Here is a 26,244-nt window from a genome sequence, read left to right on the forward strand (position 1 = left end):
TCGCGTCATCAAAAATATAAAAATGGGTTTGTTTTGAAGGATATTTATTATCCTTAATGTTACTGCAAACAAAGGAGAGTTCTAATGAAACAGTCAAAAATGTTGATTCCTACACTACGAGAGGTACCAAATGATGCTGAAGTGTTAAGTCACCAAATGTTGTTGAGAGCAGGTTATATCCGTCAAGTATCAGCGGGGATTTATTCTTATCTACCACTTGCTAATCGAGTGTTGGAAAAGTTGAAAAAAATTATTCGTGAAGAGTTCGATAAAATCGATGCAATTGAAATGTTGATGCCCGCGTTGCTTCCAGCTGAACTTTGGAAAGAGTCTGGACGTTATGAAACATACGGTTCGAGTCTCTACCGCTTGAAAGACTGTAATGATCGTGACTATATCTTAGGTCCAACTCATGAGGAAACCTTTACTGAATTGATTCGTGATGAAGTTAGTTCCTATAAAAAATTGCCATTAAACCTGTATCAAATACAGACGAAATATCGTGATGAAAAGCGTCCGCGTTTTGGCTTGTTGCGAGGCAGAGAATTTATTATGAAAGATGGTTATTCTTTCCATGCAAGTGATGAGAGCTTAGATGTTACGTATCGTGATTACGAAAAAGCTTATACAGCTATTTTCAATCGTTGTGGTTTAAATTTTCGCTCAATCATTGGTGATGGCGGTGCTATGGGTGGAAAAGATTCTAAAGAGTTTATGGCTATTTCGGATATTGGCGAAGATATCATTTGTTTCTCCACCGAAGGAGACTATGCAGCGAATTTAGAAATGGCAACTAGTTTATATACACCGAAAAAATCTCATGCAACGTACCTTGACCTCACAAAAGTAGAAACACCAGATGTAACCTCTGTTGAGGGGGTAGCGAAGTTTTTTGAAGTTGAACCTCAGCGCGTGATTAAATCTGTTTTATTCATTGCTGATGAAAAACCAGTCTTGGTTCTTGTTAGAGGAGATCATGAAGTCAACGATGTGAAGTTGAAAAACTTTCTTGGCGCAAGTTTCTTAGAAGAAGCAACTGATGAAGATGCAGTAAGGTATTTAGGCGCGGATTTTGGTTCAGTAGGACCAGTTGGCCTCTCAGAAGAGGTAGCTCTGTATGCTGACTTACACGTTCAAGATTTGGCAAATGCTATTACAGGTGCTAATGAAACTGGATTCCATTTGAATAATGTAAATCCGGGTCGTGATTTCACACCAATTAGCTATGAAGATTTACGCTTTGTCCAGGAAGGTGATCCTTCTCCTGATGGGAATGGTGTACTTGAATTTACCAAAGGAATTGAAATTGGACATATCTTTAAACTAGGAACCCACTATAGTGAAGCGATGGATGCGAAAGTTTTAGATGAAAACGGTCGTGAAAAACATGTAATTATGGGCTGCTATGGTATTGGTGTGAGTCGTTTACTTTCAGCGATTGTTGAACAAAACGCCGATGAAAATGGTATTAACTGGCCAGCAGGAATCGCACCTTTTGACCTGCATGTAGTTCAAATGAATGTAAAGGATGAGTATCAAACTCGTTTGGCGCAGGAAGTTGAAGCGTTGATGACTGGTGCGGGCTATGAAGTATTAGTTGATGAACGGAATGAACGAGCTGGAGTGAAATTTGCAGATGCAGATTTAATTGGTTGCCCAATCCGTATCACAGTTGGTAAAAAAGCTGTAGATGGTGTTGTTGAAGTGAAAATAAAACGCACTGGAGAAATGCTTGAAGTCCGTAAAGAAGAATTAGATAATACTTTATCCATTCTGTTAAATAGGGAAAAAGAATAGGTTTGATTGGTTGTAGGATTTGTGTGAAATCAAATTCTGCAACCTTTTTTAAAGAGGCAATGTTAGATACAATTCATTATCACTATTTCGAATAAAGGATGTCCAAAAGCTGGTTTTGTTCAAGTTGAACTTAAACAGCCGTTGGCTCACCCTCTTATTCTTTCGCTTTTTTATCGGTCTCTTATAATAGCATTTATCTCATACTGTGAGTTGTTATCGATTATCAAAACTAAAAAAAGCAAGTATAGTCTAGCTTAAAGAAGTTTCTTTAAAGATTTTACAAAGGAACACTGATTGTATTTAGCTAGAAAAAATAGTATACTTAAACATGGCGAGGCACTTGGCAGAAATGTCTAAGGGCCTCTTTCTTATTAAGTAAGGAGGTTCATTTTTGTGGCAGAGAATTCACGAGAGTTATTTGAGAAATTACTTGCTCAAATTCAATTAAATAATGAAGAAAAAGAACATCCGATTATCAAAAATGGGCGCATTGATAAAGTAATTGTGCACCAGAAAAGTCGTTTATGGGAATTTCATTTAGGGTTTGGTGAGATATTACCTGTTATGCTCTATCAATCACTGATTCAACATTTAGAGTTAGCTTTTCAGTCCATTGCAAATGTAACAGTAAAAATAGCAGCGGATAAAAATGAGCTGACGGTTGAACAATTGACTGATTATTGGCAGTTAGCTTTGTTGAGTAGTCAGTGTGATACCCCACTGGTTCAACGAGTAATGAAGACACAGACACCGATTATCGAAGACAAAAAAATTATTTTGCCAGTAGACAATGACGCGGTGATTCCTTATTTGAAACAGCAGTATTTACCAATTATTGAAAATTTTTATGTAAATTGTGGTTTTCCTAAATTTCATATTGAACCGAAAATGGATGAAGAACAGGCTGCAAGAGTTTTAAAATTATTTGAAGAGCGAAAAGAAGAGCAAGCGGCAGCTTTCCAACAACAGGCAGCAGAATCTTTAGTGAAAAATGAACAAAAGAAACGAGAGCGACAACAACAAGGACCAGCCTTGGATGGACCAATTCGCTTAGGAAGAAATATTCCTAATGATGAACCAATTATGTCTATGGGTGACATCTTAGAGGAAGAGCGTAGAGTAACGATTGAAGGATTTATTTTTGATAAAGAAGTCCGAGAGTTACGTTCTAAGCGAAAAATACTCATTTTGAAAATCACAGATTATACCTCTTCGTTTATTGTTAAAAAGTTTTCTAATGGAGAAAAGGACGAACAAATTTTTGATGCGATTCAAAAAAATAGCTGGGTTCGAGTACGTGGGAGTATTCAAGAAGATACGTTCATGCGGGATTTAGTTATGAACTGTCAAGATTTAATGGAAGTAAAGCATGCGCCTCGAAAAGACTATGTACCGGAGGGCGATAAGCGAGTAGAGCTTCATTTGCATAGTAATATGAGTACGATGGATGCCACAAATAACATCGGTGATTTTGTTGCCCAAGCAGGAAAATGGGGACATAAAGCGATTGCCATTACAGATCATGCCGGAGCACAAGGATTCCCAGATGCCCACAGTGCAGGTAAAAAAGCTGGAGTAAAAATACTCTATGGTGTAGAGGCGAATATAGTAGATGATGGTGTTCCAATTGCTTACAATGAAGCGCATATTGAGTTAACCGATGCAACCTATGTCGTATTTGACGTGGAGACAACAGGGTTATCTGCCGTTTACGATACGATTATTGAATTGGCTGCTGTAAAGATGCACAAAGGAAATATTATTGAAACCTTTGAGCAATTTATTGATCCGGGACACCCACTGTCACAAACAACCATTAATTTGACAGGAATTACCGATGAAATGGTTCGTGGTTCAAAGTCAGAGGAAGAAGTCTTACGAATGTTCCAAGAGTTTTCAGAAGGAACGATTTTGGTAGCCCACAATGCTTCTTTTGATATGGGATTCTTAAATACTAGCTATGGCAAATACGGTATTCCAGAGGCGCCTAATCCTGTCATCGATACTTTGGAGTTATCTCGTTACTTGCATCCGTCTTTCAAAAGTCATCGCTTGAATACTTTGTCGAAAAAATTTGGAGTGAATTTAGAACAGCATCACCGAGCAATCTATGACTCAGAATCAACTGGGCATCTTTGCTGGATATTCTTAAAAGATGCAAAAGAAAATCATGACATGCATTATCATGATGATTTAAACAGACATATCGGAGAAGGAGACTCGTACAAAAGAGCTCGACCATTCCATGCGACCATTTTAGCGACAACCCAAGATGGATTAAAGAATCTGTTTAAACTGATTTCAATGTCTAACATCAATTACTTTTTCCGAATTCCTCGGATTCCTCGTTCTCAGCTAAATAAATTGCGTGAAGGCTTAATTATTGGTTCAGCCTGTTCAAATGGTGAAATCTTTGAAGCGATGATGCAAAAGGGAGTAGAAGAGGCAAAAAATAGGGCGAAATTTTATGATTACATTGAAGTCATGCCAAAAGCGGTTTATGCGCCTTTGATTGAACAAGAACTAGTGAAAAGTGAAAAAGATTTAGAAGAGATTATTACTAATTTAGTGAAAATTGGTGATGAATTAAATAAACCAGTTGTAGCAACAGGAAATGCTCATTACTTAAATGAAGAGGATAGTATTTATCGGAAAATTCTTGTTGGTTCGATGGGGGGAGCGAATCCTTTAAATCGCCATAGTTTACCAGAAGTACATTTTAGAACGACCGATGAAATGTTGACAGCTTTTCAATTTTTGGGAGAAGATGTGGCACATCGCATAGTAGTGGAAAATACCAATGCAATAGCAGATATGTGTGATGAAGTTACTCCCGTAAAAGATGATTTGTATACGCCGAAGATTCCTGGCTCAGAAGATGAAATTAGAGATTTAAGCTATAATCGTGCGAAAGAATTATACGGCGATCCTTTACCAGATATTGTGGAAAAACGTTTGAAAAAAGAACTGGACAGTATTATCGGAAATGGGTTCTCTGTAATCTATTTGATTTCACAAAAATTAGTGCATAAAAGTATGGAAGATGGCTATTTAGTAGGTTCTCGTGGTTCTGTTGGCTCAAGTTTCGTAGCTACGATGACAGGAATTACAGAAGTAAACCCATTGGCACCTCACTATCATTGTACTAATTGTCAATATTCTGAGTTCTTTGAAGACGGATCATATGGTTCGGGATTTGATATGCCAGAGAAAAAATGTCCTAATTGTGGCGAACGATTGTTTAAAGATGGACATGATATTCCCTTTGAAACGTTTTTAGGATTCCACGGCGATAAAGTACCCGATATCGATTTAAACTTTTCCGGTGATTACCAAGCTGAAGCTCATAACTACACTAAAGTACTATTTGGTGAGGAATATGTGTATCGTGCAGGGACAATTGGAACAGTTGCCGATAAAACAGCTTACGGTTATGTAAAAGGGTACGAACGTGACCATAATTTGCATTTTAGAGGGGCAGAAATCGATCGGCTAGCAAAAGGGTCTACTGGGGTTAAAAGAACAACAGGGCAGCATCCAGGGGGAATAATTGTGATTCCAGATTATATGGACGTCTATGACTTTTCTCCCATTCAATATCCAGCAGATGACCAAAATTCTGAATGGAAAACGACCCATTTTGATTTCCACTCCATTCACGATAACATTTTAAAATTAGATATACTTGGTCATGATGATCCAACCGTTATTCGGATGCTACAGGATTTATCTGGAATAGATCCTAAAACAATTCCGACAGATGATTCAGAAATGATGCGAATTTTTGCTGGGCCAGAAGTACTAGGTGTCGATAAAGACCAAATTTTCTCTAAAACGGGTACTTTGGGTATTCCTGAGTTTGGTACTCGCTTTGTTCGGGGCATGTTAGAAGAAACGCATCCATCGACTTTTGCTGAACTTCTGCAAATTTCTGGGCTTTCTCATGGGACAGATGTTTGGCTAGGTAATGCAGAGGAGCTGATTCGTAAAGGAGACGCTACTCTTGCGGAAGTAATAGGTTGTCGGGATGATATCATGGTTTACTTGATTCATGCTGGTTTAGACGATGGTATGGCCTTTAAAATTATGGAAACAGTACGTAAAGGACTTTGGAACAAAATACCAGATGACTTGCGAGAAACCTATTTGACCGAGATGAAAAAGAATAATGTGCCAGACTGGTATATTGATTCTTGTTCCAAAATCAAATACATGTTCCCTAAAGCCCATGCGGCTGCTTATGTATTGATGGCTCTACGTGTCGCTTACTTCAAAGTTTATTTCCCGATTCTTTACTATTGTGCGTATTTTTCCGTTCGTGCAGATGATTTTGATTTAGTAGCGATGTCTCAGGGCAAAGAAGCAGTGAAAACAAGGATGAAGGAAATTACTGATAAAGGTTTAGAAGCATCTACCAAAGAGAAAAATTTACTGACTGTTTTAGAACTTTCAAATGAAATGTTAGAGCGAGGCTTCAAATTTGGAATGATTGATCTTTATAAATCAGATGCGGAAAATTTCGTGATTGAAGGAGACACGCTGATTGCTCCTTTTAGAGCAGTTCCCAGTTTGGGTGGCAACGTAGCAAAGGCTATTGTAGCAGCCAGAGAAGAGCAGGAATTCCTCTCTAAAGAAGACCTTGCAACACGAGGGAAGGTTTCTAAAACATTAATCGAATATATGACTGAAAATGGTGTGTTGAAAGACTTGCCGGATGAAAACCAATTGTCACTGTTTGATATGTTATAAGAAATATTCGGAAACTTTTGTTTTCCCAACCTATGTAAAAATGAATAAAAAAGATCATCAAGTAAAAAGAGTCCTCCAAAAAAGTTAGAATAAGTGTCTAGCTTTTTGAAATTGGATAGTACTCCAAAGACTTGTTGATCTTTTTTTGTAAGTTCATCATTCAATATGACTTAATTTATCTAATTCATGAATTTCTTTGCCCATTCTAGCCATTAAATCAATAGAAAGTAGATCCAATGAGTGATCCAGCTGTTCCAATTTTGAAGAATAGTCATGAACTTCTTCGTTGAATTGACTAGTAGAATTAAAAGATAAACTAAGTTCTAATTTATCTAATTGTTCAGTACTTCGCGTAAATAAAGTGACAATTTTTGAGATTGTAGGTGCGTAATCTTGAAAGTAGATGCTCAGTAGCTCAATATCATGAATTAATTTTTCTGCTTCATTTTGATTTTTAAAAAGCTTATTAAGTAAATCTGTTTTTGAACTATCTTTATTATGATAAGTAATTCGACGAATAGACTCTTCGTTTTTGTAAATACAAGTATTTAATTTGCTGTATAAGTTCTCGATTTTTTGAAATAGCAATTCTCTATAGAGAAATTCTGCTTGAATGGATCGGTCTTTTTTTGCATTCATTTCAATTTCTGAACGCAATGCGTCATTTTGACTTTTGTTTTCGCTAAAAGCTAATAAAACGGCCCCGATTATGCCGAAAAAAGAACCGATAAAATTGTATAACCCATCTACGGTTAGTTCAGGTGAAATAGTGTTCTTTAAAATTGGAATAAAGACTAAAAAAATACCAATTAAAATAGTCATTAATAATAAAAGATGATTTTTAACAAATTTTTTCATAAGAGAATTCGCTCCTAAATGTGTGTAATTGTTACATTTAAGATAGCAGAGGGATGGGAATAGTGCAAAAGTAAGCTATTTGAGAGGAGGTAGGAAGTAAGAAAATTCACTTGGCAAATAATGAAAATAATTATTTTTATAAAAGGTAATTCTAAAGAAAATTTGTGGCTAAAAAAAAACCTAACGAAAAATCGTTAGGTTTAGTAAGTTCTACTTTAATTAAGCTTTGTTAACGTTAGTAGCTTGAGGTCCACGTTGACCGTCTTCAACATCAAAAGTAACCGCTTGGCCTTCTTCTAATGTTTTGAATCCGTCGCCTTGGATAGCTGAGAAATGTACGAATACATCGTTACCGTTTTCTGCAGTGATAAATCCAAAACCTTTGTCTGAGTTAAACCATTTTACTGTACCTGTTTCCATAATAAATATCCTCCTTGTTGTATAACACATATTTGCAATTACTTGAATGGTGAAAATGTGGAAGATGTTTATTTGAAACAGCTACACATATATTACCGAACAAAAACTACATCTATTACTATATCACACTATATTGCGTTTGCATAGTAATATCTCTCTGCAATTTAACAAAAAGTTTAAAAAGACTGCTGCAATGTGTTTACTTGTAAAGAATAGTAAGAAAGAGACTGTTATTTAATCATTTTTATTAAGAATAGGTTACTGTTATATATCAGAAATAGAATGCCATCATGATAAGAGTTATTGAGTAAACACAGCAAAACAGAATTATTTTAATGAGTACTTCTACAAGGAAAAAAGAAAATAGAAAGATTATCTATTATTATTTATGTATTTTGTGTATGATTAATATGGAAAATAGAAAAGGGCTGTAAAAAAAGGAGTAACAAAAGAATGATGAAAAAATATCAAGAAGATTTGACTCAAAAGTTAAAAAAATTACCCCTATCAAACTTGGACACCACCTTAAGTCACATATTAGAGTGGAGCAAACCAGTTTTAACATTAGAAGAATTTCAGAATTTCAAAAATGTAGTAGAAAAATTTTCTATTAATGAGGGACCAAAACTTCAAAATGAACTCCAAAATTTTATGAACCAATCAGAAGGCAGTTGGTTGTCAAAATTCTGGTTGGAAGGTTATTTAAGTGGAAGAGGACCTGTACAAAGTGAGACGAATTTTGCCTTGGTCATTAACCCATACTATCATGAAAAAATTGAAAAAGTTGAAGTCAAAATGGGAATGATTATTTATCAACTAACAAAAATTTATAAAAGTTTCGTTGAAGGAACGTTTCCTTTAGAACAAACAAAATCTGGTCAATATATAGATATGTCATTTTATGCTAACTTTTTTAAAAGTATTCGGTTGCCAGATGAAGACATGGATCATTTTTATCGAGGAGAAGCAGGAACGGTAAATAATTTTATTTTGATTGTAAAAAATGGTCATTACTTTAAACTTTACGTGACTGATGAAACAGGCAGCCTGATTTCGTTGAAACAATTAGTTGCAAATATTCAGACTATTTTAGCCATTAAATTAGAAGAAATGCAAAAAGACCTGCCGATTCATTATTTATCTGCTATCGATCGTAAAGAATCCTCTGCCTTGTACACAGAGTTAATGAAAAAAAGCAAAAATCGCGAAAATTTTGAGACTCTTGCCGATTCATTATTTGTTGTAAGCTTTAATGAATTTTCAGATGAAGGGAAAGCAGATCGTATTAAAAATATGTTGTTGCATCCTGAAAATCAATTTTTTAGTAAAACGATGCAACTATTAGTGACGAAAAATGGTTCCGTTGGCTTTAACTTTGAACATTCTGCTATTGATGGTGTTCCCACTCTGACGATTTTAGACGAAGTAATCCAAGCAATAAGCCAAGATTCTGAGGGGAAACTTGAAGTTGAAGTAGAAGCAGAAAAAGCGACTAACTTATTTTCGAAATTAGAATGGGAAATACCAGAAGAATTAATTGGAAAAATGAATTTAGCAAGTCGTACAGCAGCATTAGAAGTAGAAAAATTCTCAATGACTCATCATGTGTTTAACCAATTCGGTAAAGAAGCAATAAAAAAAGCTGGCGTCAGTCCAGATGCTTTTTTCCATATCGCATTAGTGATGGCACAATACGAAGTAACTCAGAATTTCAAAAGCATCTATGAACCGGTTGCTATGAGAGCCTATTATCAAGGGCGAACAGAATCTGCTCGGCCAATGAGTGTGGAAAAACGTTCATTCGTAGAAGCTTTCTTCGCAGAAAATCGGACTCCAAACACAAGAGAGTTGGAGGAGTTGTTTAAAGTAGCAGCTTTGGCGCATGGGGAACGAATTGCGCTCTGTCAATCAGGAAAGGGTGTTGAAAGACACTTGTTTGGTTTGAAAAAAATGGCTGAAATGAAAACAGACAAAGGCATAAACTCGGATTATTTCTTTTTGTCAGAGGGAATGAAGGCGATTCAAAGTGATTTTATCTCTACGACAGGAATTCCGTATGATATTTTAGAATCATTTAGTTTTGCTCCGGTTAACCAAGAAGGTTTTGGTCTTTATTATGGTCTTTTAGCAGACCGAATCGTTTTAGATATTTCATCTAGGCAAGAGAATGAGAGGCAGTCTAAGGAGCTGCTAAAAGCTTTGTGTAACAATTTAGTGCGGTTAAGCGAACTAACTGAAGCAAAAGGCAAGTAAGTAAAAAAATAGTGAACCGAATATAGAACTAAGGTTTTTCTTAAGAAAATAAAATTAAACTAGCAAACCCACGTGAAAACTGTTATGATTAATTAAGTATTAAGAGTTAAGTATGAAAGTTGTTACATGGTTATATTGAAGAAATCTATTCCGAAGGCGCAACCTTGGAGTTGCATAGATTTGAAAGTAGGATGGGTTCAAATTGTATAGATGAGAGTAATTGTGTTAAAGCTAATAGATAATTTTGCATGGTTTAAAGCTAATAAAATATTTAATGACTTAATTAAAGAGCCTCTCAGTGATGAGAGGCTCTTGTCCATTTTCTGGATAAAACACTTAGAATTAGTAACGTAGGATAGCTAAGAGTGATTTCTCGTCGGGGGCAGCTTGTTGATCTAAAACGAAGACTTCACCACCGGCTTGAAGAACTTTATCCGTGGCTTTATTCAGAACTTGTCTTCGGTCAAACTCTGTTGCGGACATTTCATTTGTTTCAGTAATAAAGTTACTAGTAGAAATGAAAAAGTGAGAAATTCGTCCAGCTTCAGCAGCAGGCAGAATATCAACTAGTTGATCAACAAATTTTTTGTCTAAAAGTTTATTGTAAGTCGCCGTTTCAAGCAATTCTAGTTGTTGATTTATTTTTTTGACTCCCTCTTGAATATCCTTGATGGATGCTTGTGCAGGTGAAAAAGGATAAGAAGCATCTGTGTTTAAATAATTATTTTTAGCAATTTTTTTGAATAATGTTTGATTTTCAGGTAAAGTATATAAGCGAATCGGTAACTGTTCTGGGTTTTCAAAGTCCTTTTTGAAAAAGTTATCGACTGCTTGGTAATAGTTAACCCAATCAATTTTAACTTCTTCATCTTTAGCATTTACACCATGGTAAGCGATGCCTTCTTTAGTAGAACCATTGAATCCAGTTCCCCCTTGAATCGAGTAATTGATATCACCGCCAGTTAATTCATCACCTAAAGCATTGATAATAGTGGTTGGTGCTGTTTTTGGTAGCTCTATTTCTGAAACCTCATCATTAAAAGCGTGGTAAAGTTTCATAGAATCTCTGTTTAAAGCCAATAAATAATAGTGATAACTAAATTGGTTGTTTTTGATGATTCCTAATAAGTAAGGTCGGTTACCAACATAATACTGATCATCAATTTCTACTCGTTGTTCATAAACATACGTATTTTCTTGGGTAAGAATAATCGTTAAGCTTTTAGCACTTACTCGCCAAAAAGAAGAATCTGACAGTAATAAATTGATTTTTTCTTTAAAAGGCTCCCAAGAAAGGCTTGGATATTTTTTATTGAATCGTTCTTTGGCATGTTTTGCAAAGTTTTTTAAAGTTAGAGCAGCCTTTTCGGTATTTTGACGGGCAATATGTGTATTTAGTAGAAATGTAACAAAAGGACCTTGAATTTCTTCTGAAAAAAGTACAGATAAACTATTTTTTTCTTGATTGACCATGATAAATTCCTCCTTAATAATGTCTTATCTACAAGGAAAGTTTAGCACAGAGGGAAAAATGTTAAAAATGATATGGTTATATTTTTTAGAAACAATTGTTCTCATTGGAGAAATAATAGTCAATAAAATGAATGGTTTCTCATAAAATATTTAGTAAATACATACGGGTTATTCATGACGGATTTATAAAGAGTTTATATACTATCTATATGCCAATTATCCCGAATTGGTTTTTCATACTTACTCCTACCAAGAGTAAATAACAACCTTCATTTCCACCACTTGCGACGGCAGTGGTGGTTTTTTGTTGTTTTACTTCACATTTTTTTAGGATAGTTGACACTAATTTTAAGTGAAATTTAAAATAAATATTAGAAATAATCGTAGGGTAGGACTAAAAAATACTTTAGAAAATATATGAAAATATTTGCTAAAGTATTTTTAAATAAGTAGGTTCTAACTTTTATTTCTTTATTTTAGATAATAAAAAAATTTTACTTTACAAACAGAACATTAGTTCGTATAATTGTCCGTGAGACAATCTAGAATTGGAGGTAGAATACTATGTTTGATTATTCGAAGGAGCCGACTAGGGATATTTTATGCATTGATTGTAAAAGTTTTTATGCTAGTGTAGAGTGCGTGGAACGTGGGTTAAATCCATTAAAAACAATGCTCGTTGTGATGAGTAATGCAGAAAATGCAGGTGGTTTGGTTTTAGCCGCAAGTCCGCTGGCAAAAAAAGTATTAGGTATCTCAAATGTCACTAGAAAAAATGAAGTACCCGATCATCCTGATTTGTTGGTTGTTCCTCCAAGAATGAACTTGTATATGAAAAAATACTATGAAATTAATCAAATTTATCGAAATTTTGTTGCTAATGAGGATCAACACACTTATTCTGTTGATGAGAGTTTCTTAGATGTCACCCAATCATTGAGCTATTTTGATTGTCAGAAGGCACAAGAATTAGCTAGGCTGATACAGCTAGAGGTTAAAAATAAAACGGGAATATACATAACGGTTGGAATCGGAGATAATCCTCTATTGGCTAAATTAGCGTTAGATAATGAAGCAAAAAGTAGCAAAAATTTTATTGCTGAATGGAGGTATAAGGATGTACCCAATAAAGTGTGGACAATTGCTGATATGACAGACTTCTGGGGCATAGGAGGAAGGACAGCTAAGAGGTTAAGAACGTTTGGTATACAGACAATTTATGATTTAGCACATACAGATTATCAGAAATTAAAAGATCGACTTGGAATAATAGGAGAACAGCTATATGCTCATAGTTGGGGAATAGATCGCAGTTTTTTAGGTGATTTACACATAGCAAAAGAAAAATCCATTGGAAATAGTCAAATCCTACCTTCCGATTATACTAGCAAAGGACAAATAGAAATTGTATTAAAAGAAATTGTTGAGCAAGTAACGATGCGATTGAGAAGGATGAATACAAAAACTGAAAACATATCCATTTATTTAGGTTATCCTAAAAATTACATAGATCTGAATGGAAAGAGACAAGCCAACAAGCAAATGAAAATTCCTTTGACAAACAATTCAAAAGAGTTAAAATCATTTGCTATGCAGCTGTTTACTCAGATATATTTTGGTCAAGAAGTGAGGTCACTTGGTTTTTCCTGTGGTAAGCTCAGTACGACAGATAATTTGCAACTTAATCTTTTTTTAGACCCTACAGCACAAATTGCTGATGATCGTTTAGATTTATTAATTGATACTATTAGACGAAAGTATGGATTCAAATCGATTGTACACGCAACCTCATTACTTGAAGGAGCGACCGCAATAAAAAGAGCGAATCTTGTAGGTGGGCATGCTGGTGGAAATGAGGGATTATCATGAATTCCAAAAAATTTGATGATTACAATGATTATCATGATAGAGGCATTATGAAGTGGCAGACAGCTTTTGCATTAGGAGAATTAGTTTCTGCTATTGATAAAGGAGATCAGGAGGCTGAGAGCAGCTTAAAAAAGTTACCGCAACAAAGCCAACAAGAAATTGAACTTTTATTAGAAAAATCTATAAAATGTAATCAACCAATTGAAGTACAATTAAATACATTAGATGATTTTGGTAGAGTAAAAAGACCTCTTTTCGGAAACTTTAGAGGAATGGTAGAGATGGATACCGCTCAAATTGGAGAGCATTATGTTAAGTTTTGTGATATTAGACATATTAAAATCCACGATTTTCGTAAATGGAGCGACGTATCAAACGACAACGAGTCTAAAAGTATGATGGGAAATATCTCAACAGATGAGGATAGCCTTGGGAATTTTGAAGAAGATTTTTGGATTGAATAAAGTGACTTAAAGCATATTCTGATTAGGACAGAAAAAGCAATAAATAATACTACCTTATGTTATTTTTGGGGAATTTCCGAAGACCCAGACTTTTGCTCACCGTTTACTCGGATTTAAAGGATGAAACAAAACTGATTTTTAGTTTTGTCCCATCCTCGTAGAAATAACTATAAAACAGCACTTGCCAGCGCTTGTTGGATTTCAATAATATTGTTATCTTTTTTAAATTGTAAACTTTCAGCGGGTTCTACACCACTAGATATCCAGATATTTAGTTCAGCATCCAAATCAAAATGACCAGAAGTTTCAACGCTAAAACGTGAAATAGATCTATATGGAATAGATTTGTATTCTATTTTTTTACCCGTAATACCTTGTTTATCAACTAAAATTAAACGTTTATTTGTAAAAACAATTAAATCTCTAACCAATTTAAATGCTAGGTCTACTTCTTCACCAGAAGTTAGTACACCAGAAAGCTGTTTTTCTGCCTCTTCGTTAGAATGTTGTGTTGCGTTCCCCTTTAAACCATCAAATAATCCCATTTTCATTCCTCCTTAATATTATTTTAGTAATAATTTAATGTTGCTTGAAAAATATAAGGCTGTCAATAGGATTTGAAGAAAAATAGACGATCAATAAAAATTATTTTATGCGAAAAAATCATGTCTAATTCAATTGATTTCAGACCTGAAAATATGAAATATAAAAACAGAAAGCGTTTTATTTGTATGTTTTTTTATAAGAGGTTATGATTAATTCATACCAACAACAACTTTTTTATTTTCATATTTACTCTTATGAGTAAATACTCCTTTCCCCACTCATTCATTTGAGTGGGGTTTTTCTTATTATAATGCCTCAATAAATCGGTTAGTCTGAATTAAATGTTTTTCTAAATTAGTTCCTAGTTCTGTGGCCGCTAGTTTCCCTTTACCATGAAATTTGTAACGGATGGTATCTGCATTTTTTTTCGCTGCAATAAAATTAACCCCAAAATAAGCTTGCATGGTTTGAATTAAACGGATGTAGAGGGCGCTTTCAGAAATGCCAAATTGCGTCGATAATTGAGTTAAGTTCCAACCATTTTTTAAATGGCGAAATAGAACAACATCAGGAATCAAAATGGCAGAAGCCCCAATGTTTGCTTGAAATTCATGCAAAACTTCATTATAAGAATAATGTAAACTTTTTTTTGTATCCATAAAAATAGGATTTTCCTCATTCATATGAAATAAGTAGTGAGTGATTTCGTGACTAATGGTAAAATTTTTCCTTTTCTCACTCATATTTTGGTTATATCCGATAGTTGTTTCTAAAGAATCTCTAACAATCATTCCTGAAATCCTTTCTCTAGCTACACCATAAAAAGGAAAGCATCTAATTGCTACCCCTTTTGACTGAATGAAGTCCCAAACATAAGTATGATTATACTCTTCATACCCAATATTATTCGCTATCATCACTGCTGAGACATAGTCGTTTATTTTATCGGAAAAACTGAGGTATTCATCAATTTGTTCTGTCATAGAATCACGCCTTGTCGTTTGAATTTACGTTACGTTCACTTTCGATTTCCGATTTTCTAAATCTAAGGAAACGATCTACTTCGGTTTTTAATTCATCTACTTCATCTTGTGTTAACCCTTCAGTATTCATACGGAACATAATTTGAGAAGATAAATTTTGGCCATCAAAATCATCAATTCTAGGATTTTTACTTCTTCCAATTAAGTAGTCAGTAGATACATTAAAAAAATCAGCTACTTTTTGAATATTTTCAATTTTTGGAGAAGAACTGTCCCAACGTCGAATTTGCCCATTAGAAATGCCGGTTTTTCGCTCAATTTCAGCAATAGTAACATTTTTTTCGTCGGCTAATTGTTTAATTCTGTTTGTCAAACTCATTGTTTTCAACCTTTCTTCAGCTTTTAAAAATAAAATAGCGTAAAAGCTATTTTATTGATTGACAAATAGTTTAAAAGCTAATATAATTGTCTTATCATTCAAGTAATTAGAAATGAATTACTTAAAAAGAGTATCTGAGTTTTTTTTCTATAAAATGAAATAGAAAAGAGAAGCTTAGATATAAAACTATACCCTTATGATAGCGTAAAAGCTAATGATAGTCAATTTTTTTAGCGAAAATGCTATAAAAAATTGAAATAGAGAAATTTTAAGAAATATTGCAAGAAAGGAGAAGGACGATGAGAGAACGCAAAATAAATAATAAATTGTTAACCTATTACCTAAATTTAGCTGAACTAGGGGATAAAGATGCAGAAGTGAAAGCTAAGGAAATTGGGAAAAAAATGTTTTTTGAGGGAGAAACAGAAGTAAAAATGTCTAGTAAGATCAAAGTGATTTTTCCGACTGGAACAGTCAAAGAATATAATTCGGCAAAAGAAGTAATGACCAAATTTTTTATGGATTTAGAAACCTTAAGAAACTGTATTGAATATGGGCATGTAGATAATGCTGGAAGGATGTTTGAACAAATAGAAAGTAGAAAAAAATAGAAAAGGAGTACGAATGACGATGATTTTGTTCCCTGAAATTGATAAAAAGAAAACCAAAAAGAATGTAAGTAACTTACTAAATACCTATCGTTCATTAATTAGAATTGCTGGAAGTGAGCACTCGCCCAAAATAACGGCTACTTATTTTTTTGAGATGAAAGATTGTCTGCTACAAAAAGTCAATAGGATAGAAACAATACAGAATCGAAAAAAACTAGCAGAGTCAGAATTACTAAAAATTATTGACACGATGAATCGGTTAGACGCAAATGATCGAGAGCTTTTATATGATAAATTTATGCATGCAACTGAACAGACGAATATTGCAATTTATATGAAACATCATATGAGCGAAAGTAAATTTTATCGAGAATTGGATAAAGCTCTGATTCATTTTGCAGAAGCATATGGAGATGGAGAACTGATAATAGAAAAATGACGCTAAACTGAAAGAATCATGAAAGGGATGCTTCTTGTTTTTACTATAAAATAGACTTATCTAATTGTAGAAACAGTTGTTTAGCATAGCAAAAGGAGAAAAAACAAACTTTAAAGGAATCAAGCTATTTTTTTAAAATAAAAAAAGAACATACGTTCCTTTCAAAGGAAGTTAGGAGAGAGAAATGGAAAAATATTTCAATAGTATCAGCATGGTTTTTGGATTAATAGGAGGAGCAGCAGTCAGTTTTCTTGGGGGGATGGATACCATTTTACACGCCATTTTGTATTTAGTGATAGTGGATTATTTAACAGGTTTAGCGAAATCATGGAAAAATAAAGAGCTTTCGAGTCGCGTTGGTTTCTTTGGGATAATAAAAAAAGTCATGATTTTTGTAGTCATTTCGGCAGCAGTTGAAATCGAACAACTAACAAATGATAGCATTCCGTTGCGAGAAGTTGTGATTATGTTTTATATTGCCAACGAAGGTATTTCATTTTTAGAGAATGTATCGGAGTTTTTGCCTTTACCAAATAAGTTTAAAAATTATTTTTTACAGCTTCGTGGAGATACGGAGAAGGAGGAGGATAAATAATGGCGATTAATATCGAAACAGCAATCAACAACATGTATGCACTAAAAAATCGTGGTATTCGTTACTCAATGACCGGATCTCGGACAGGGGTAGATGGTACAGGAGATTGCAGCGGAACCATCTACGATTCCTTACGAAAAGCAGGAGCAAGCAATGCTGGTTGGGTCTTAAACACTGACTCAATGCATTCATGGTTAATTAAAAACGGTTTTGAGTTAATCGCTGAAAATCGAGAGTGGCCAATGAAACGTGGAGATATCGTTATCCTCGGAAAAAAGGGCGCTTCTGGCGGTGCAGCTGGACATGTTTTTCTAGCCGTTGATGGCACAAATGCAATTCATTGCACGTGGAAAAATGCATCAGAAAATGGGGTATATGTAGATAATGAAGCAACAATGCCTTATTCGATGGGGTGGTATGTGTATCGCTTAAAAGGTGGCTTTAGCGTTGGTAGTAGCAACGTAACAAATGGTGGAGCAAAGTTTGCAAAAGGTCAAAGTGTAACGTTGTTAAATCGTGCGACACATTATCAGACAGGGCAGTCTATTGCTAGTTTTGCTAAAAATAGAAAATACACTATTCTAGAAGTGAAATCAGTCAATCAGTCGAACTCTAAATATGCTTACTTACTGAGTGGGATTATGAGTTGGGTATTGGAGCAGGATTTAGGCTAACCAACTGTTGTTAGTTGTGTAAGATATAAAAGTAGTTCCTTACTAAAGTTTATTTTTCGATTAACGCTAGTTCCACAAAATTGCCCAAAATCAATCTGTTATACTCATACAGAAAAAACTGTACTAAAATAGGTTTCATCTGTTATACTTTTAGAGAAAGAGCACTATTTTTTTATGAATAAAATCCTTTATTTGCACTTATTTATTATAAATATAGTTTGATTTTAAGAAGATAATAGAGAGGTTTTGGGAGGTTATTATGGCAACTAAACATGATCAAATATTAAAGTATATTGAAGGGTTACCAATTGGCGATCGAATATCTGTCCGTAGTATCGCTAAAAATTTAGGCGTTAGCGAAGGAACCGCTTATCGAGCGATAAAAGATGCTGAAAATATTGGATTAGTTTCCACTATTCAGCGTGTTGGAACTATTCGTATTGAAAGAAAGCTTAAAAAGCATATTGAAAAATTAACCTTTGGAGAAGTAGTACGAATTATCGAAGGAGATGTACTGGGTGGTTCTTCTGGACTAGACAAAGTGTTGAATAAGTTCGTGATAGGTGCAATGACTGAGAATGCAATGACACGATATATTACACCAGGCTCTTTGATGATTGTTGGAAATCGTCAAGAAGTGCAAAAGCTTGCATTGGAAAATGGCGCAGCCGTATTGATTACTGGTGGCTTTGATACAACCGGTGAAATTTCTCAACTAGCGGATCGCTTAGAAATGCCTGTTTTAAGAACAACCTACGACACATTTACTGTAGCAACAATGATTAATCGGGCTTTAAGTGATCAACTTATCAAAAAAGATATTATGCTTGTTAGCGATATTTATACATCTCTAGAAAAAACAAATTACCTTTTTTCTACCAACACAATAGCAGATTACCAAAAACTTTCAGAAGAAACGCATCATTCTCGTTTTCCAGTAGTGAATAAAAGCTTACGTTTAGTAGGGATTGTTACAGCTAAAGATGTTATTGGAAAAGCTGAAACGTTATCAATGGATAAAGTAATGACCAAAGATCCTAGCGTTGTGAAAAAGATGATGAGTGTAGCCAGTGTTAGTCATCAGATGATTTGGGATGGGCTCGAAGTGATGCCAGTTGTTGAAGATGATTTTTCACTTGTTGGTTTTGTTTCTCGACAAGATGTCATGAAAGCGATGCAGCTTGTTCAGCGGCAACCCCAAATTGCCGATACGATTTCTGATCAAATCTCTGGAGAAGTAATGCCCATTGAGGAAAGCGAAGATGGTTCCAAAGGCGAACCAAGATTTAAATTTTCAGTTGCACCTCAAATGGTTAACAGTGTTGGAACTATTTCTTTTGGCGTATTAAGTGAGATTATTTCTAACGTGACCCAAAGAACCATGTTAGTGAATCAAAAAAGAAATGTATTAATTGAACAAATGAGTTTACATTATCTTAGATTGATTCAATTGGAAAGTGAATTGGATATACGTCCGAGAGTATTAGAAATCGGCAGACGATCGGCTAAATTAGATATCGAAGTTTATTTGGAAAATGCTATCGTAGCTAAAGCGATTGTGGTTTGCCAAGTAATGGAACGATCTTAGGAGGATTCAGCAGTATGAATGTTGTAAAAGAAATTATAGAGACTATTAAGGCATATGACACAATTATTATTCATAGGCATCAAAGACCCGATCCAGATGCTATTGGCTCTCAAGTTGGGTTAGCTGAAATTTTAAGAGCGAGTTTTCAAGAAAAAAAAATCTATCAAGTTGGTGGACCTGTTGAAGGGTTAGATTTTATGGCCACAATGGATGAAATCTCTGATGATATCTATAAAGGCTCACTAGTGATTGTAACGGATACTGCCAATTCGCCTAGAATTAGTGATAAGAGATATAGTTTAGGAGAAAAATTAGTTAAAATTGATCACCATCCTAATGATGAACCCTATGGTGATTTAGTTTGGGTCAATACTGAAGCTAGTAGTTGCAGCGAAATTATTATGGATTTTTATCGACATAACCAAGAAGAGTTGGTTTTACCAGATAATGCGGCACGTTTACTTTATACAGGTATTGTAGGAGATACAGGTCGATTTTTATATCCTGCAACGACTTCTCATACACTTGAAATTGCAGCAGAGTTAAGAACCTATAATTTTGATGCAACGGCAATTAATAGAGAGTTGGAGCAAATTCCAATGAGCGTAGCCAAGTTAGCTGGATTTGTATATCAAAATATTGAAGTTGATGAAAATGGTGCTGCCAAAGTGATTTTGCCACAAGCTATTTTGGATGAATATGGAATTGTTGATTCTCAAACAGCAGCTATCGTTTCTTTGCCAGGATTGGTAGATACGATTGTTGCTTGGGGAATCTTTGTTCAGCAGCCAGAAGGGTATTATCGCGTTCGTTTACGTTCAAAAGGACCTGTTATTAATGAATTAGCGAAAAAGCATCATGGTGGAGGGCATCCGCTAGCCAGTGGCGCTAACGCAAAAGATTTAGCAGAAGTAACAGATATTTATGAAGAAATACAAGATCTATGTCGTGATTTTTTTGGAAAAAGCTAATTATAATAGCGATGAAAGTGTTTACATTCTGGTTTGAATCTACTATAATAAAAGTAGTTGAATAATAGGATAGTGATTGTTAAAAAACAAGCTAAACCTGGTTATACTAAAGATTATTTAGTATAATTGGGTTTTTGTTTTTTTATAGCATCGAAATCATATTCTAGTTATTTAATAAAAATAGAAAAGAAGGGTTGATTAAAAATGGTCAAAAGAAAAGTGATTGCTGTTTTAATGGTATTGTTTGTTGTGTTAGTTGGGTGTGGTCAAACTGAAAGTACGAAACAAAGTAGTGATAAAGCAACTAAAGATGAAAAAAATGAAACCGTTTTATATTTTGCCAGACATGGAAAAACAATGCTAAATACAGTTGATCGCTCTCAAGGTTGGATTGATGCTCCATTGACACCTGCTGGAGTGGAAGTTGCTGAATCACTAGGCAACGGATTGTCAGATGTGAAGTTCGACAAGGTATACAGTAGTGATAGCGGTCGCGCAATTGAAACAGCGGAATTAATTTTAAGTAACAATGGTCAAAAAGAATTAGAGATTACCAAGGATAAACGATTGCGCGAGTATAACTTTGGTACCTATGAAGGCATGATGAATGAAGAGATGCTGGCAGCTGTGGCTGAATATGAAAATTTGACACCAGAAGAATATAACAACCGAATGAAAGAAGAGGGCTTTTATAAGAGTATTAAAGGGTTTGCCGATTCTTTATCAAAACTAGATAAAGAAAAATCAGTAGAAGGAGTAAATTGGCCGGCAGAAGATAGCCAAACTATTGTGAAGCGTCTGACCACAGGCGTCGATGACATTGTTAAAGCAGCGGAGAAATCTGGTCATAAACAAGTATTGGTTGTTTCCCACGGGATGAGTATTATTACAATTTTAGGAGAATTGGATAAAACAGCTGAATTGCCTGCAGGTGGGTTAAAAAATGCTAGTATTTCAAAAGTAACTTATAAAGATGGAAAGTATAAAGTAGAGTCCGTCAACGATATGAGTTATGTAGAAAAAGGACAAGCTAAATAGTTTTCCTTCACTTTTATTAGAGTTTTTTATTTCTAATTTATCTGTTTGAATACTTCATGGACTTTCTTTTCATTAAGAAATACGTTAAAATGAAAGAATATCAATTTTAAGGAGAGTTAGAATGGAAAATTTACCAAGTTGCCCAGAATGTGGCTCAACATACACTTATGAGGATCGTGGCATGATGATTTGTCCAGAATGCGCACATGAATGGTCGCCAACAGAGGTTGCAGCAGAGGCAGAGGCAGCGTCAATCAAAGATTCAAATGGAAATATTTTGGCTGATGGAGACAATGTGACTGTTATTAAAGATTTAAAAGTAAAAGGGGCAAGTGGTGCAATTAAGCAAGGGACTAAAGTTAAAGGCATTCGCTTAGTAGTAGACGCTGCAGATGGTCATAACATTGACTGTAAAGTAGAAGGCTTTGGTCCAATGAAATTGAAATCTGAGTTTGTGAAGAAAAATTAGGATTCTGACCAAATTAGAATTACTTTAGAAGCTACTTGTTATTGCTTTGAAGCACACTCGTTGGTTTTACAAAAAATTCAAAATTTCGAACTATTAATTTAAAGATGGTTGAAATACTAGGATAAATAGCGAGAATATATTTCTCAATAGTTGTTATATAAAAAAGTGGTAATACAGAATTTAAAAATTTTGTATTGGCCACTTTTTTTCTACAATAAATTATTAGTTGTCATGTATACGATCGTTTTGAAAAGATAAGACACGTTTAATCCCACGAATAATATTGATAACAGACAAAATAACACCTAGACAAAAGGGAAGCCATAAAAAAATAGAATTATAACCTAATATGTTGGGTAATTCGGCAATTGAAGTACTTTTTTGTAAAGACCAAAAGCCTTGTAAGACTTGGAAACTAAACACAGTCATAAAAGCAGATATTAGTAGCAAAATAAATCCAAGGTAGTGAATCTGACTTTTTTTACGAATAATAGCAAATCCGACATATAGTAAAAATAAAAAAGTAGGCACACCAAAAGCGAAATAGGGATTTAACATGAAACAACCTCCTTCCTATCCCATCATACTTTAAATGAGACAAATTGCAAAATGAAAAAATTTTTTAGTGGAACCGTAGTTAGGTTATTTGAAGCTATTTTGAATAGAAGAGTAGATCATTTTTGACTGCTAATTCATTGTTTTCTACTTGAATAAAGGGCTTTAATTTGAAAAAAACAAATGATATAGATACAATTTAATGAGGTTAAATATGAAAAATTGATCGAAAATCACATAGAATAGATAAATTTTATGTTATAATGCATGAGGACTTGCATAACAAGTTGAGAAGAGGTGAGGAAAGTGAGTTCATTTAAACAATTTCAATTCAATGATTTTATTTTAGAAGCACTTGCAGATAAAGGATTTGAACAACCAACAGAAGTACAAGAAAAACTGATACCAATCATAAAAAAAGGAAAAAGCGTGGTCGGTCAATCCCAAACAGGTAGTGGAAAAACCCATACATTTCTTTTGCCATTAATGGATAAAGTTAGTCCTCAATTAGATGAAGTACAAATTGTTGTTACAGCACCTAGTCGAGAGTTAGCCAATCAAATCTATCAAGCTGCGGCTCAAATCGCAAAATTCAGTCAACCAGAGATTCGTGTTTCAAATTTTGTCGGAGGAACGGATAAACAAAGACAAATTGCTAAGTTAAAAGGGCAACAACCTCATATTGTTATAGGCACACCAGGACGAATTTTAGATTTAATGAATGAGCAAGCATTGAAGGTTCATACAGCTTTTGCGTTTGTCGTTGATGAAGCGGATATGACACTAGATATGGGTTTTTTAGAGGATGTGGATCAAATTGCTGGTCGCTTACCTGACAAATTACAGATGTTAGTTTTTTCAGCAACGATTCCAACGAAATTAAAGCCGTTTTTGAAAAAATATATGGAAAATCCAGTGGTAGAACATATTCAACCTAAGAACATTATTTCTGAAACGATTGACAATTGGCTAATTTCAACCAAAGGTAAAGATAAAAACCGTTTGATTTATCAATTGTTGACAATTGGGCATCCTTATATGGCGATTGTATTTGCTAATACGAAACAACGTGTGGATGAAATTACTGATTATTTAAAAGATCAAGGTTTGAAAGTAGCTAAAATTCATGGAGACATTTCGCCAAGAGAACGCAAACGTGTGATGCGTCAAGTACAAGATTTGGAATTTCAATACGTAGTAGCAACTGATTTAGCTGCTCGTGGGATCGATATTGAAGGAGTTTCCCATGTTATTAATGCAGAAGTGCCTTCTGATTTGGACTTCTTCATTCATCGTGTGGGACGTACGGGGAGAAACGGGTTAGATGGCACAGCCATTACCTTGTATTCACCAGTTGATGAAGAAGCCATTGCAGAAGTGGAAAAACTGGGCATTAAGTTTCATCCAAAAGAAATTAAAAATGGTGAAATTATTGAAACCTACGACCGCAATCGTAGAACGAAACGTGAAAAAACGAAGGATACTTTAGAAGATCCAACGTTAATTGGTTTAGTAAAGAAGAAAAAGAAAAAAATTAAACCAGGTTACAAGAAGAAAATTGACCGAGCAATTTCTGCAAGCAACAAGCAGAAACGCAAGGTAGAGCGACGTCAACAAACTCGTACAGCGAAGAAATCGAAAAAAAATAGTTATAATTAAACAAAGACTGATGCAAAACTTTTTGGTTTTGTGTCAGTCTTTATATTTATTCGGGGCTTCTCCTAAAGAGCTTTACCCATCTCTACACATAAAATTCCATCTTCTAAATAACAATCAGACTGCACTTGATAACCAAGTTTTTCATAGAAGGGGATGACAGCTACTTCTGCTGAGAGAACATAGTGCGTACAATGTTCTTGGCGTCCTTTATCTTCTAATAGAAGGACCAATTTTTCTCCAATTCCTTTTTTTCGAACCTCTTTTTTTACGCAAAGTCGATCTGGTTGAAGGGTGTAGGCATTCTTTTTTTGATAACGAATGGTTCCGAGTACTAAATCATCTTCATAGGCAACAAAATAATTTCGATCAGTTGTATCTAATTGGTCAAATTCATCTTTTAAGGAAATTCCTTGTTCTGAAACAAAGACTTCATAGCGTAAAGCTAAAGCTGCTGCTTGATTCCAGCGCTCGTTTCCGAAATGGATATTCATTTGAAAGTCTCCAATCTAGGTCATATACATATCTCTTTAAGAAAAAACAGTAAGTGGTATACTTATCATAGCAAATTTTATGTGAAGTGACGAGGGGGAGTTAAAAGTGGGGCTGTTGGAACAATTGGAATGGATTAATTGGAAGCAATTAAGTGATGAAGAAAAGCTAACGGTATTTCAAAAAGCTCTAAGTATGTTTGTTTGTCCAACCATAGAAATTTCTTATATGGCTTTGGCTGATTTTGAGTTATGCGGGATAAAATGCCGGACGATTGAATTAGAAATAGATGGAGAGTTATTTGTTTTCGTCCCTGGAAATAATGAAGCAATCTTAGGTTGGGATTCTGGTGCAGAGGGCTTAAGAGCGCATGAATTACTAGGATTCAATCAAAATGATTTAGAAAATAGTACGTTTAAAACTTCTTTAACTAGTCAAGAAATAGCCAAGATATTTGCTTCAATTAAAGCCGATGATTCTAAGGATTTCTCTTCGCTAGAAAAAATTTCTGCTCATGTTAATCAGCGGACTACGGAATTAAGAAAAGTAAAAATCTCTCCAATGATTATCCAAAAATATGCTCTGCCTGCAGGAACAGAATTTTTAGGGATTTTTGATGTGGTAAGCGGTGTATTTAAGGGAGAATTTGCGTTGCCTTTAGCATATGAAAATAGAGTGAAAGATTTACTTTATCCAAAATTAGAAGCGAGTAATTGCTTATCTTGGTTGTTTCCTGCTACTATTTTAGAACGGAACCAGTTTTATATGGAATTTCTACCTGAATCAGACCACTACTTTGTTTACAGTCATGCTGAATACACCCATACTCAATTGCAAGAACGGTTAGCTCAAAAAGGGTATTCATTGTTGAACTCGGATCAATGGGAGTATATGGCTGGCGCAGGAACAAGAAGGCTATTTCGCTGGGGGAACGAGCTCTTAATTCAAAAAAATCAAGCAGGAAAGCTTATTTTAGAAAAAATGAATCAATCCAATATGTTTGGTCTAGTTATCGATACGACAAAAATTCGTTATGAGTTGACCAGTCAACTAGAACAACCTAAGTTAGAAAAAGCAGAGGTTGAGAAGTGTCATTTAATCGAAAAAATGCTTCCACTATCTACTTATTATCAAACAACCCATCAAGTCGATGTGAACCAACTAGTGAGTCCAGAAACTTATTTATATCGAAAAGCGATTTTGATGGTAGAGTGAAGTGTTTTTCTTGGATAATAGTATGTAATTATTTGAAATGGTAAAGAGGTTGAGACAAACACCCATGAGGGCTAACGCCCTCACCAAACAGAATGAAAATAAAGTGATCGACCTGCAGGCTTTTTCCTGTCATACTAGAGATGACAGAAG

At 34.6% G+C, this 26,244-nt stretch carries 23 protein-coding genes; 15 read left to right on the forward strand and 8 right to left on the reverse strand.

Annotation, left to right across the window (positions count from 1 at the left end):
• Nucleotides 1-84: 84 nt before the first annotated feature.
• Both BCR26_RS06355 and BCR26_RS06360 read left to right on the forward strand, forming a co-directional pair.
• Nucleotides 85-1,797: a proline--tRNA ligase gene (locus tag BCR26_RS06355; protein ID WP_069698142.1), complete on the forward strand. Its 1,713-nt coding sequence runs from the start codon at nucleotides 85-87 to the stop codon at nucleotides 1,795-1,797.
• Nucleotides 1,798-2,190: 393 nt separating this feature from the next.
• Nucleotides 2,191-6,546, forward strand: a complete 4,356-nt coding sequence (locus BCR26_RS06360) for a PolC-type DNA polymerase III (RefSeq protein ID WP_069698143.1) — start codon at nucleotides 2,191-2,193, stop codon at nucleotides 6,544-6,546.
• Between the two features lie 156 nt (nucleotides 6,547-6,702).
• On the opposite strand, the gene BCR26_RS06365 is transcribed toward BCR26_RS06360, so the two are convergent.
• Together BCR26_RS06365 and BCR26_RS06370 are read right to left on the reverse strand one after the other, a co-directional pair.
• Nucleotides 6,703-7,404, reverse strand: coding sequence for a hypothetical protein (locus BCR26_RS06365; RefSeq protein ID WP_069698144.1), 702 nt, complete (start codon nucleotides 7,402-7,404; stop codon nucleotides 6,703-6,705).
• A 219-nt stretch (nucleotides 7,405-7,623) separates the two neighbouring features.
• A complete protein-coding gene (locus BCR26_RS06370) occupies nucleotides 7,624-7,824 on the reverse strand; it encodes a cold-shock protein (RefSeq protein WP_069698145.1) in 201 nt (66 codons plus the stop codon).
• A 453-nt stretch (nucleotides 7,825-8,277) separates the two neighbouring features.
• On the opposite strand from BCR26_RS06370, the gene BCR26_RS06375 reads away from it, so the two are divergent.
• Nucleotides 8,278-10,077: a choline/carnitine O-acyltransferase gene (locus BCR26_RS06375; protein ID WP_084387044.1), complete on the forward strand. Its 1,800-nt coding sequence runs from the start codon at nucleotides 8,278-8,280 to the stop codon at nucleotides 10,075-10,077.
• A gap of 342 nt (nucleotides 10,078-10,419) precedes the next feature.
• On the opposite strand, the gene BCR26_RS06380 is transcribed toward BCR26_RS06375, so the two are convergent.
• Nucleotides 10,420-11,550 carry a baeRF6 domain-containing protein gene (locus BCR26_RS06380; RefSeq protein WP_069698146.1) on the reverse strand — a complete coding sequence of 377 codons (1,131 nt, stop codon included), beginning with the start codon at nucleotides 11,548-11,550 and terminating at the stop codon, nucleotides 10,420-10,422.
• A gap of 564 nt (nucleotides 11,551-12,114) precedes the next feature.
• On the opposite strand from BCR26_RS06380, the gene BCR26_RS06385 reads away from it, so the two are divergent.
• The gene (locus BCR26_RS06385; RefSeq protein WP_069698147.1) at nucleotides 12,115-13,419 is read left to right on the forward strand and encodes a Y-family DNA polymerase; all 1,305 of its coding nucleotides are present in this window, start codon (nucleotides 12,115-12,117) and stop codon (nucleotides 13,417-13,419) included.
• Complete coding sequence (locus BCR26_RS06390; RefSeq protein WP_245341917.1) at nucleotides 13,416-13,883, forward strand: hypothetical protein; 468 nt, start codon at nucleotides 13,416-13,418, stop codon at nucleotides 13,881-13,883. Before BCR26_RS06385 ends, BCR26_RS06390 begins: the two co-directional genes overlap by 4 nt.
• A gap of 167 nt (nucleotides 13,884-14,050) precedes the next feature.
• Here the strand turns inward: BCR26_RS06390 and BCR26_RS06395 are convergent, their stop codons facing one another.
• From BCR26_RS06395 to BCR26_RS06405, 3 genes are all read right to left on the reverse strand, one after another.
• Entirely contained in the window at nucleotides 14,051-14,428 is a 378-nt protein-coding gene (locus BCR26_RS06395) for a PH domain-containing protein (RefSeq protein ID WP_069698149.1), read from the reverse strand.
• A gap of 306 nt (nucleotides 14,429-14,734) precedes the next feature.
• Nucleotides 14,735-15,412 (reverse strand): ImmA/IrrE family metallo-endopeptidase, encoded by a 678-nt coding sequence (locus tag BCR26_RS06400; protein ID WP_069698150.1) that lies wholly within the window; start codon nucleotides 15,410-15,412, stop codon nucleotides 14,735-14,737.
• Between the two features lie 4 nt (nucleotides 15,413-15,416).
• Entirely contained in the window at nucleotides 15,417-15,791 is a 375-nt protein-coding gene (locus tag BCR26_RS06405; protein WP_069698151.1) for a helix-turn-helix domain-containing protein, read from the reverse strand.
• 299 nt (nucleotides 15,792-16,090) lie between these two features.
• Between BCR26_RS06405 and BCR26_RS06410 the strand changes: the two genes are divergently transcribed.
• The 8 genes from BCR26_RS06410 to BCR26_RS06445 all read left to right on the forward strand — a co-directional run bounded on the left by BCR26_RS06410 (nucleotide 16,091) and on the right by BCR26_RS06445 (nucleotide 22,176).
• On the forward strand, nucleotides 16,091-16,402 hold the full coding sequence (locus tag BCR26_RS06410; protein ID WP_069698152.1) for a hypothetical protein: 312 nt from the start codon (nucleotides 16,091-16,093) through the stop codon (nucleotides 16,400-16,402).
• A 13-nt stretch (nucleotides 16,403-16,415) separates the two neighbouring features.
• Complete coding sequence (locus tag BCR26_RS06415; RefSeq protein WP_245341916.1) at nucleotides 16,416-16,841, forward strand: ArpU family phage packaging/lysis transcriptional regulator; 426 nt, start codon at nucleotides 16,416-16,418, stop codon at nucleotides 16,839-16,841.
• A gap of 184 nt (nucleotides 16,842-17,025) precedes the next feature.
• The gene (locus tag BCR26_RS06420) at nucleotides 17,026-17,436 is read left to right on the forward strand and encodes a phage holin family protein (protein WP_069698154.1); all 411 of its coding nucleotides are present in this window, start codon (nucleotides 17,026-17,028) and stop codon (nucleotides 17,434-17,436) included.
• Nucleotides 17,436-18,110, forward strand: coding sequence for a peptidoglycan amidohydrolase family protein (locus BCR26_RS19210; protein WP_069698155.1), 675 nt, complete (start codon nucleotides 17,436-17,438; stop codon nucleotides 18,108-18,110). Before BCR26_RS06420 ends, BCR26_RS19210 begins: the two co-directional genes overlap by 1 nt.
• Nucleotides 18,111-18,369: 259 nt before the next feature.
• The gene (locus tag BCR26_RS06430) at nucleotides 18,370-19,698 is read left to right on the forward strand and encodes a DRTGG domain-containing protein (protein ID WP_069698156.1); all 1,329 of its coding nucleotides are present in this window, start codon (nucleotides 18,370-18,372) and stop codon (nucleotides 19,696-19,698) included.
• Nucleotides 19,699-19,712: 14 nt separating this feature from the next.
• Nucleotides 19,713-20,669 carry a DHH family phosphoesterase gene (locus BCR26_RS06435; RefSeq protein WP_069698157.1) on the forward strand — a complete coding sequence of 319 codons (957 nt, stop codon included), beginning with the start codon at nucleotides 19,713-19,715 and terminating at the stop codon, nucleotides 20,667-20,669.
• Between the two features lie 204 nt (nucleotides 20,670-20,873).
• Complete coding sequence (locus tag BCR26_RS06440; protein ID WP_069698158.1) at nucleotides 20,874-21,707, forward strand: histidine phosphatase family protein; 834 nt, start codon at nucleotides 20,874-20,876, stop codon at nucleotides 21,705-21,707.
• Nucleotides 21,708-21,828: 121 nt separating this feature from the next.
• On the forward strand, nucleotides 21,829-22,176 hold the full coding sequence (locus tag BCR26_RS06445) for a zinc ribbon domain-containing protein YjdM (protein ID WP_069698159.1): 348 nt from the start codon (nucleotides 21,829-21,831) through the stop codon (nucleotides 22,174-22,176).
• Nucleotides 22,177-22,398: 222 nt separating this feature from the next.
• Here the strand turns inward: BCR26_RS06445 and BCR26_RS06450 are convergent, their stop codons facing one another.
• Nucleotides 22,399-22,734, reverse strand: coding sequence for a hypothetical protein (locus tag BCR26_RS06450; protein ID WP_069698160.1), 336 nt, complete (start codon nucleotides 22,732-22,734; stop codon nucleotides 22,399-22,401).
• 303 nt (nucleotides 22,735-23,037) lie between these two features.
• Between BCR26_RS06450 and BCR26_RS06455 the strand changes: the two genes are divergently transcribed.
• Nucleotides 23,038-24,390 carry a DEAD/DEAH box helicase gene (locus BCR26_RS06455; protein ID WP_069698161.1) on the forward strand — a complete coding sequence of 451 codons (1,353 nt, stop codon included), beginning with the start codon at nucleotides 23,038-23,040 and terminating at the stop codon, nucleotides 24,388-24,390.
• A 62-nt stretch (nucleotides 24,391-24,452) separates the two neighbouring features.
• Here BCR26_RS06455 and BCR26_RS06460 read toward each other — a convergent pair whose 3' ends face one another.
• Nucleotides 24,453-24,881 (reverse strand): GNAT family N-acetyltransferase, encoded by a 429-nt coding sequence (locus tag BCR26_RS06460; RefSeq protein ID WP_069698162.1) that lies wholly within the window; start codon nucleotides 24,879-24,881, stop codon nucleotides 24,453-24,455.
• 106 nt (nucleotides 24,882-24,987) lie between these two features.
• On the opposite strand from BCR26_RS06460, the gene BCR26_RS06465 reads away from it, so the two are divergent.
• Nucleotides 24,988-26,094: a DUF7278 family profilin-like fold-containing protein gene (locus BCR26_RS06465; RefSeq protein ID WP_069698163.1), complete on the forward strand. Its 1,107-nt coding sequence runs from the start codon at nucleotides 24,988-24,990 to the stop codon at nucleotides 26,092-26,094.
• Nucleotides 26,095-26,244: the final 150 nt, after the last annotated feature.

The sequence above is a fragment of the Enterococcus rivorum genome (genome assembly GCF_001742285.1).
Classification (GTDB): domain Bacteria; phylum Bacillota; class Bacilli; order Lactobacillales; family Enterococcaceae; genus Enterococcus_L; species Enterococcus_L rivorum.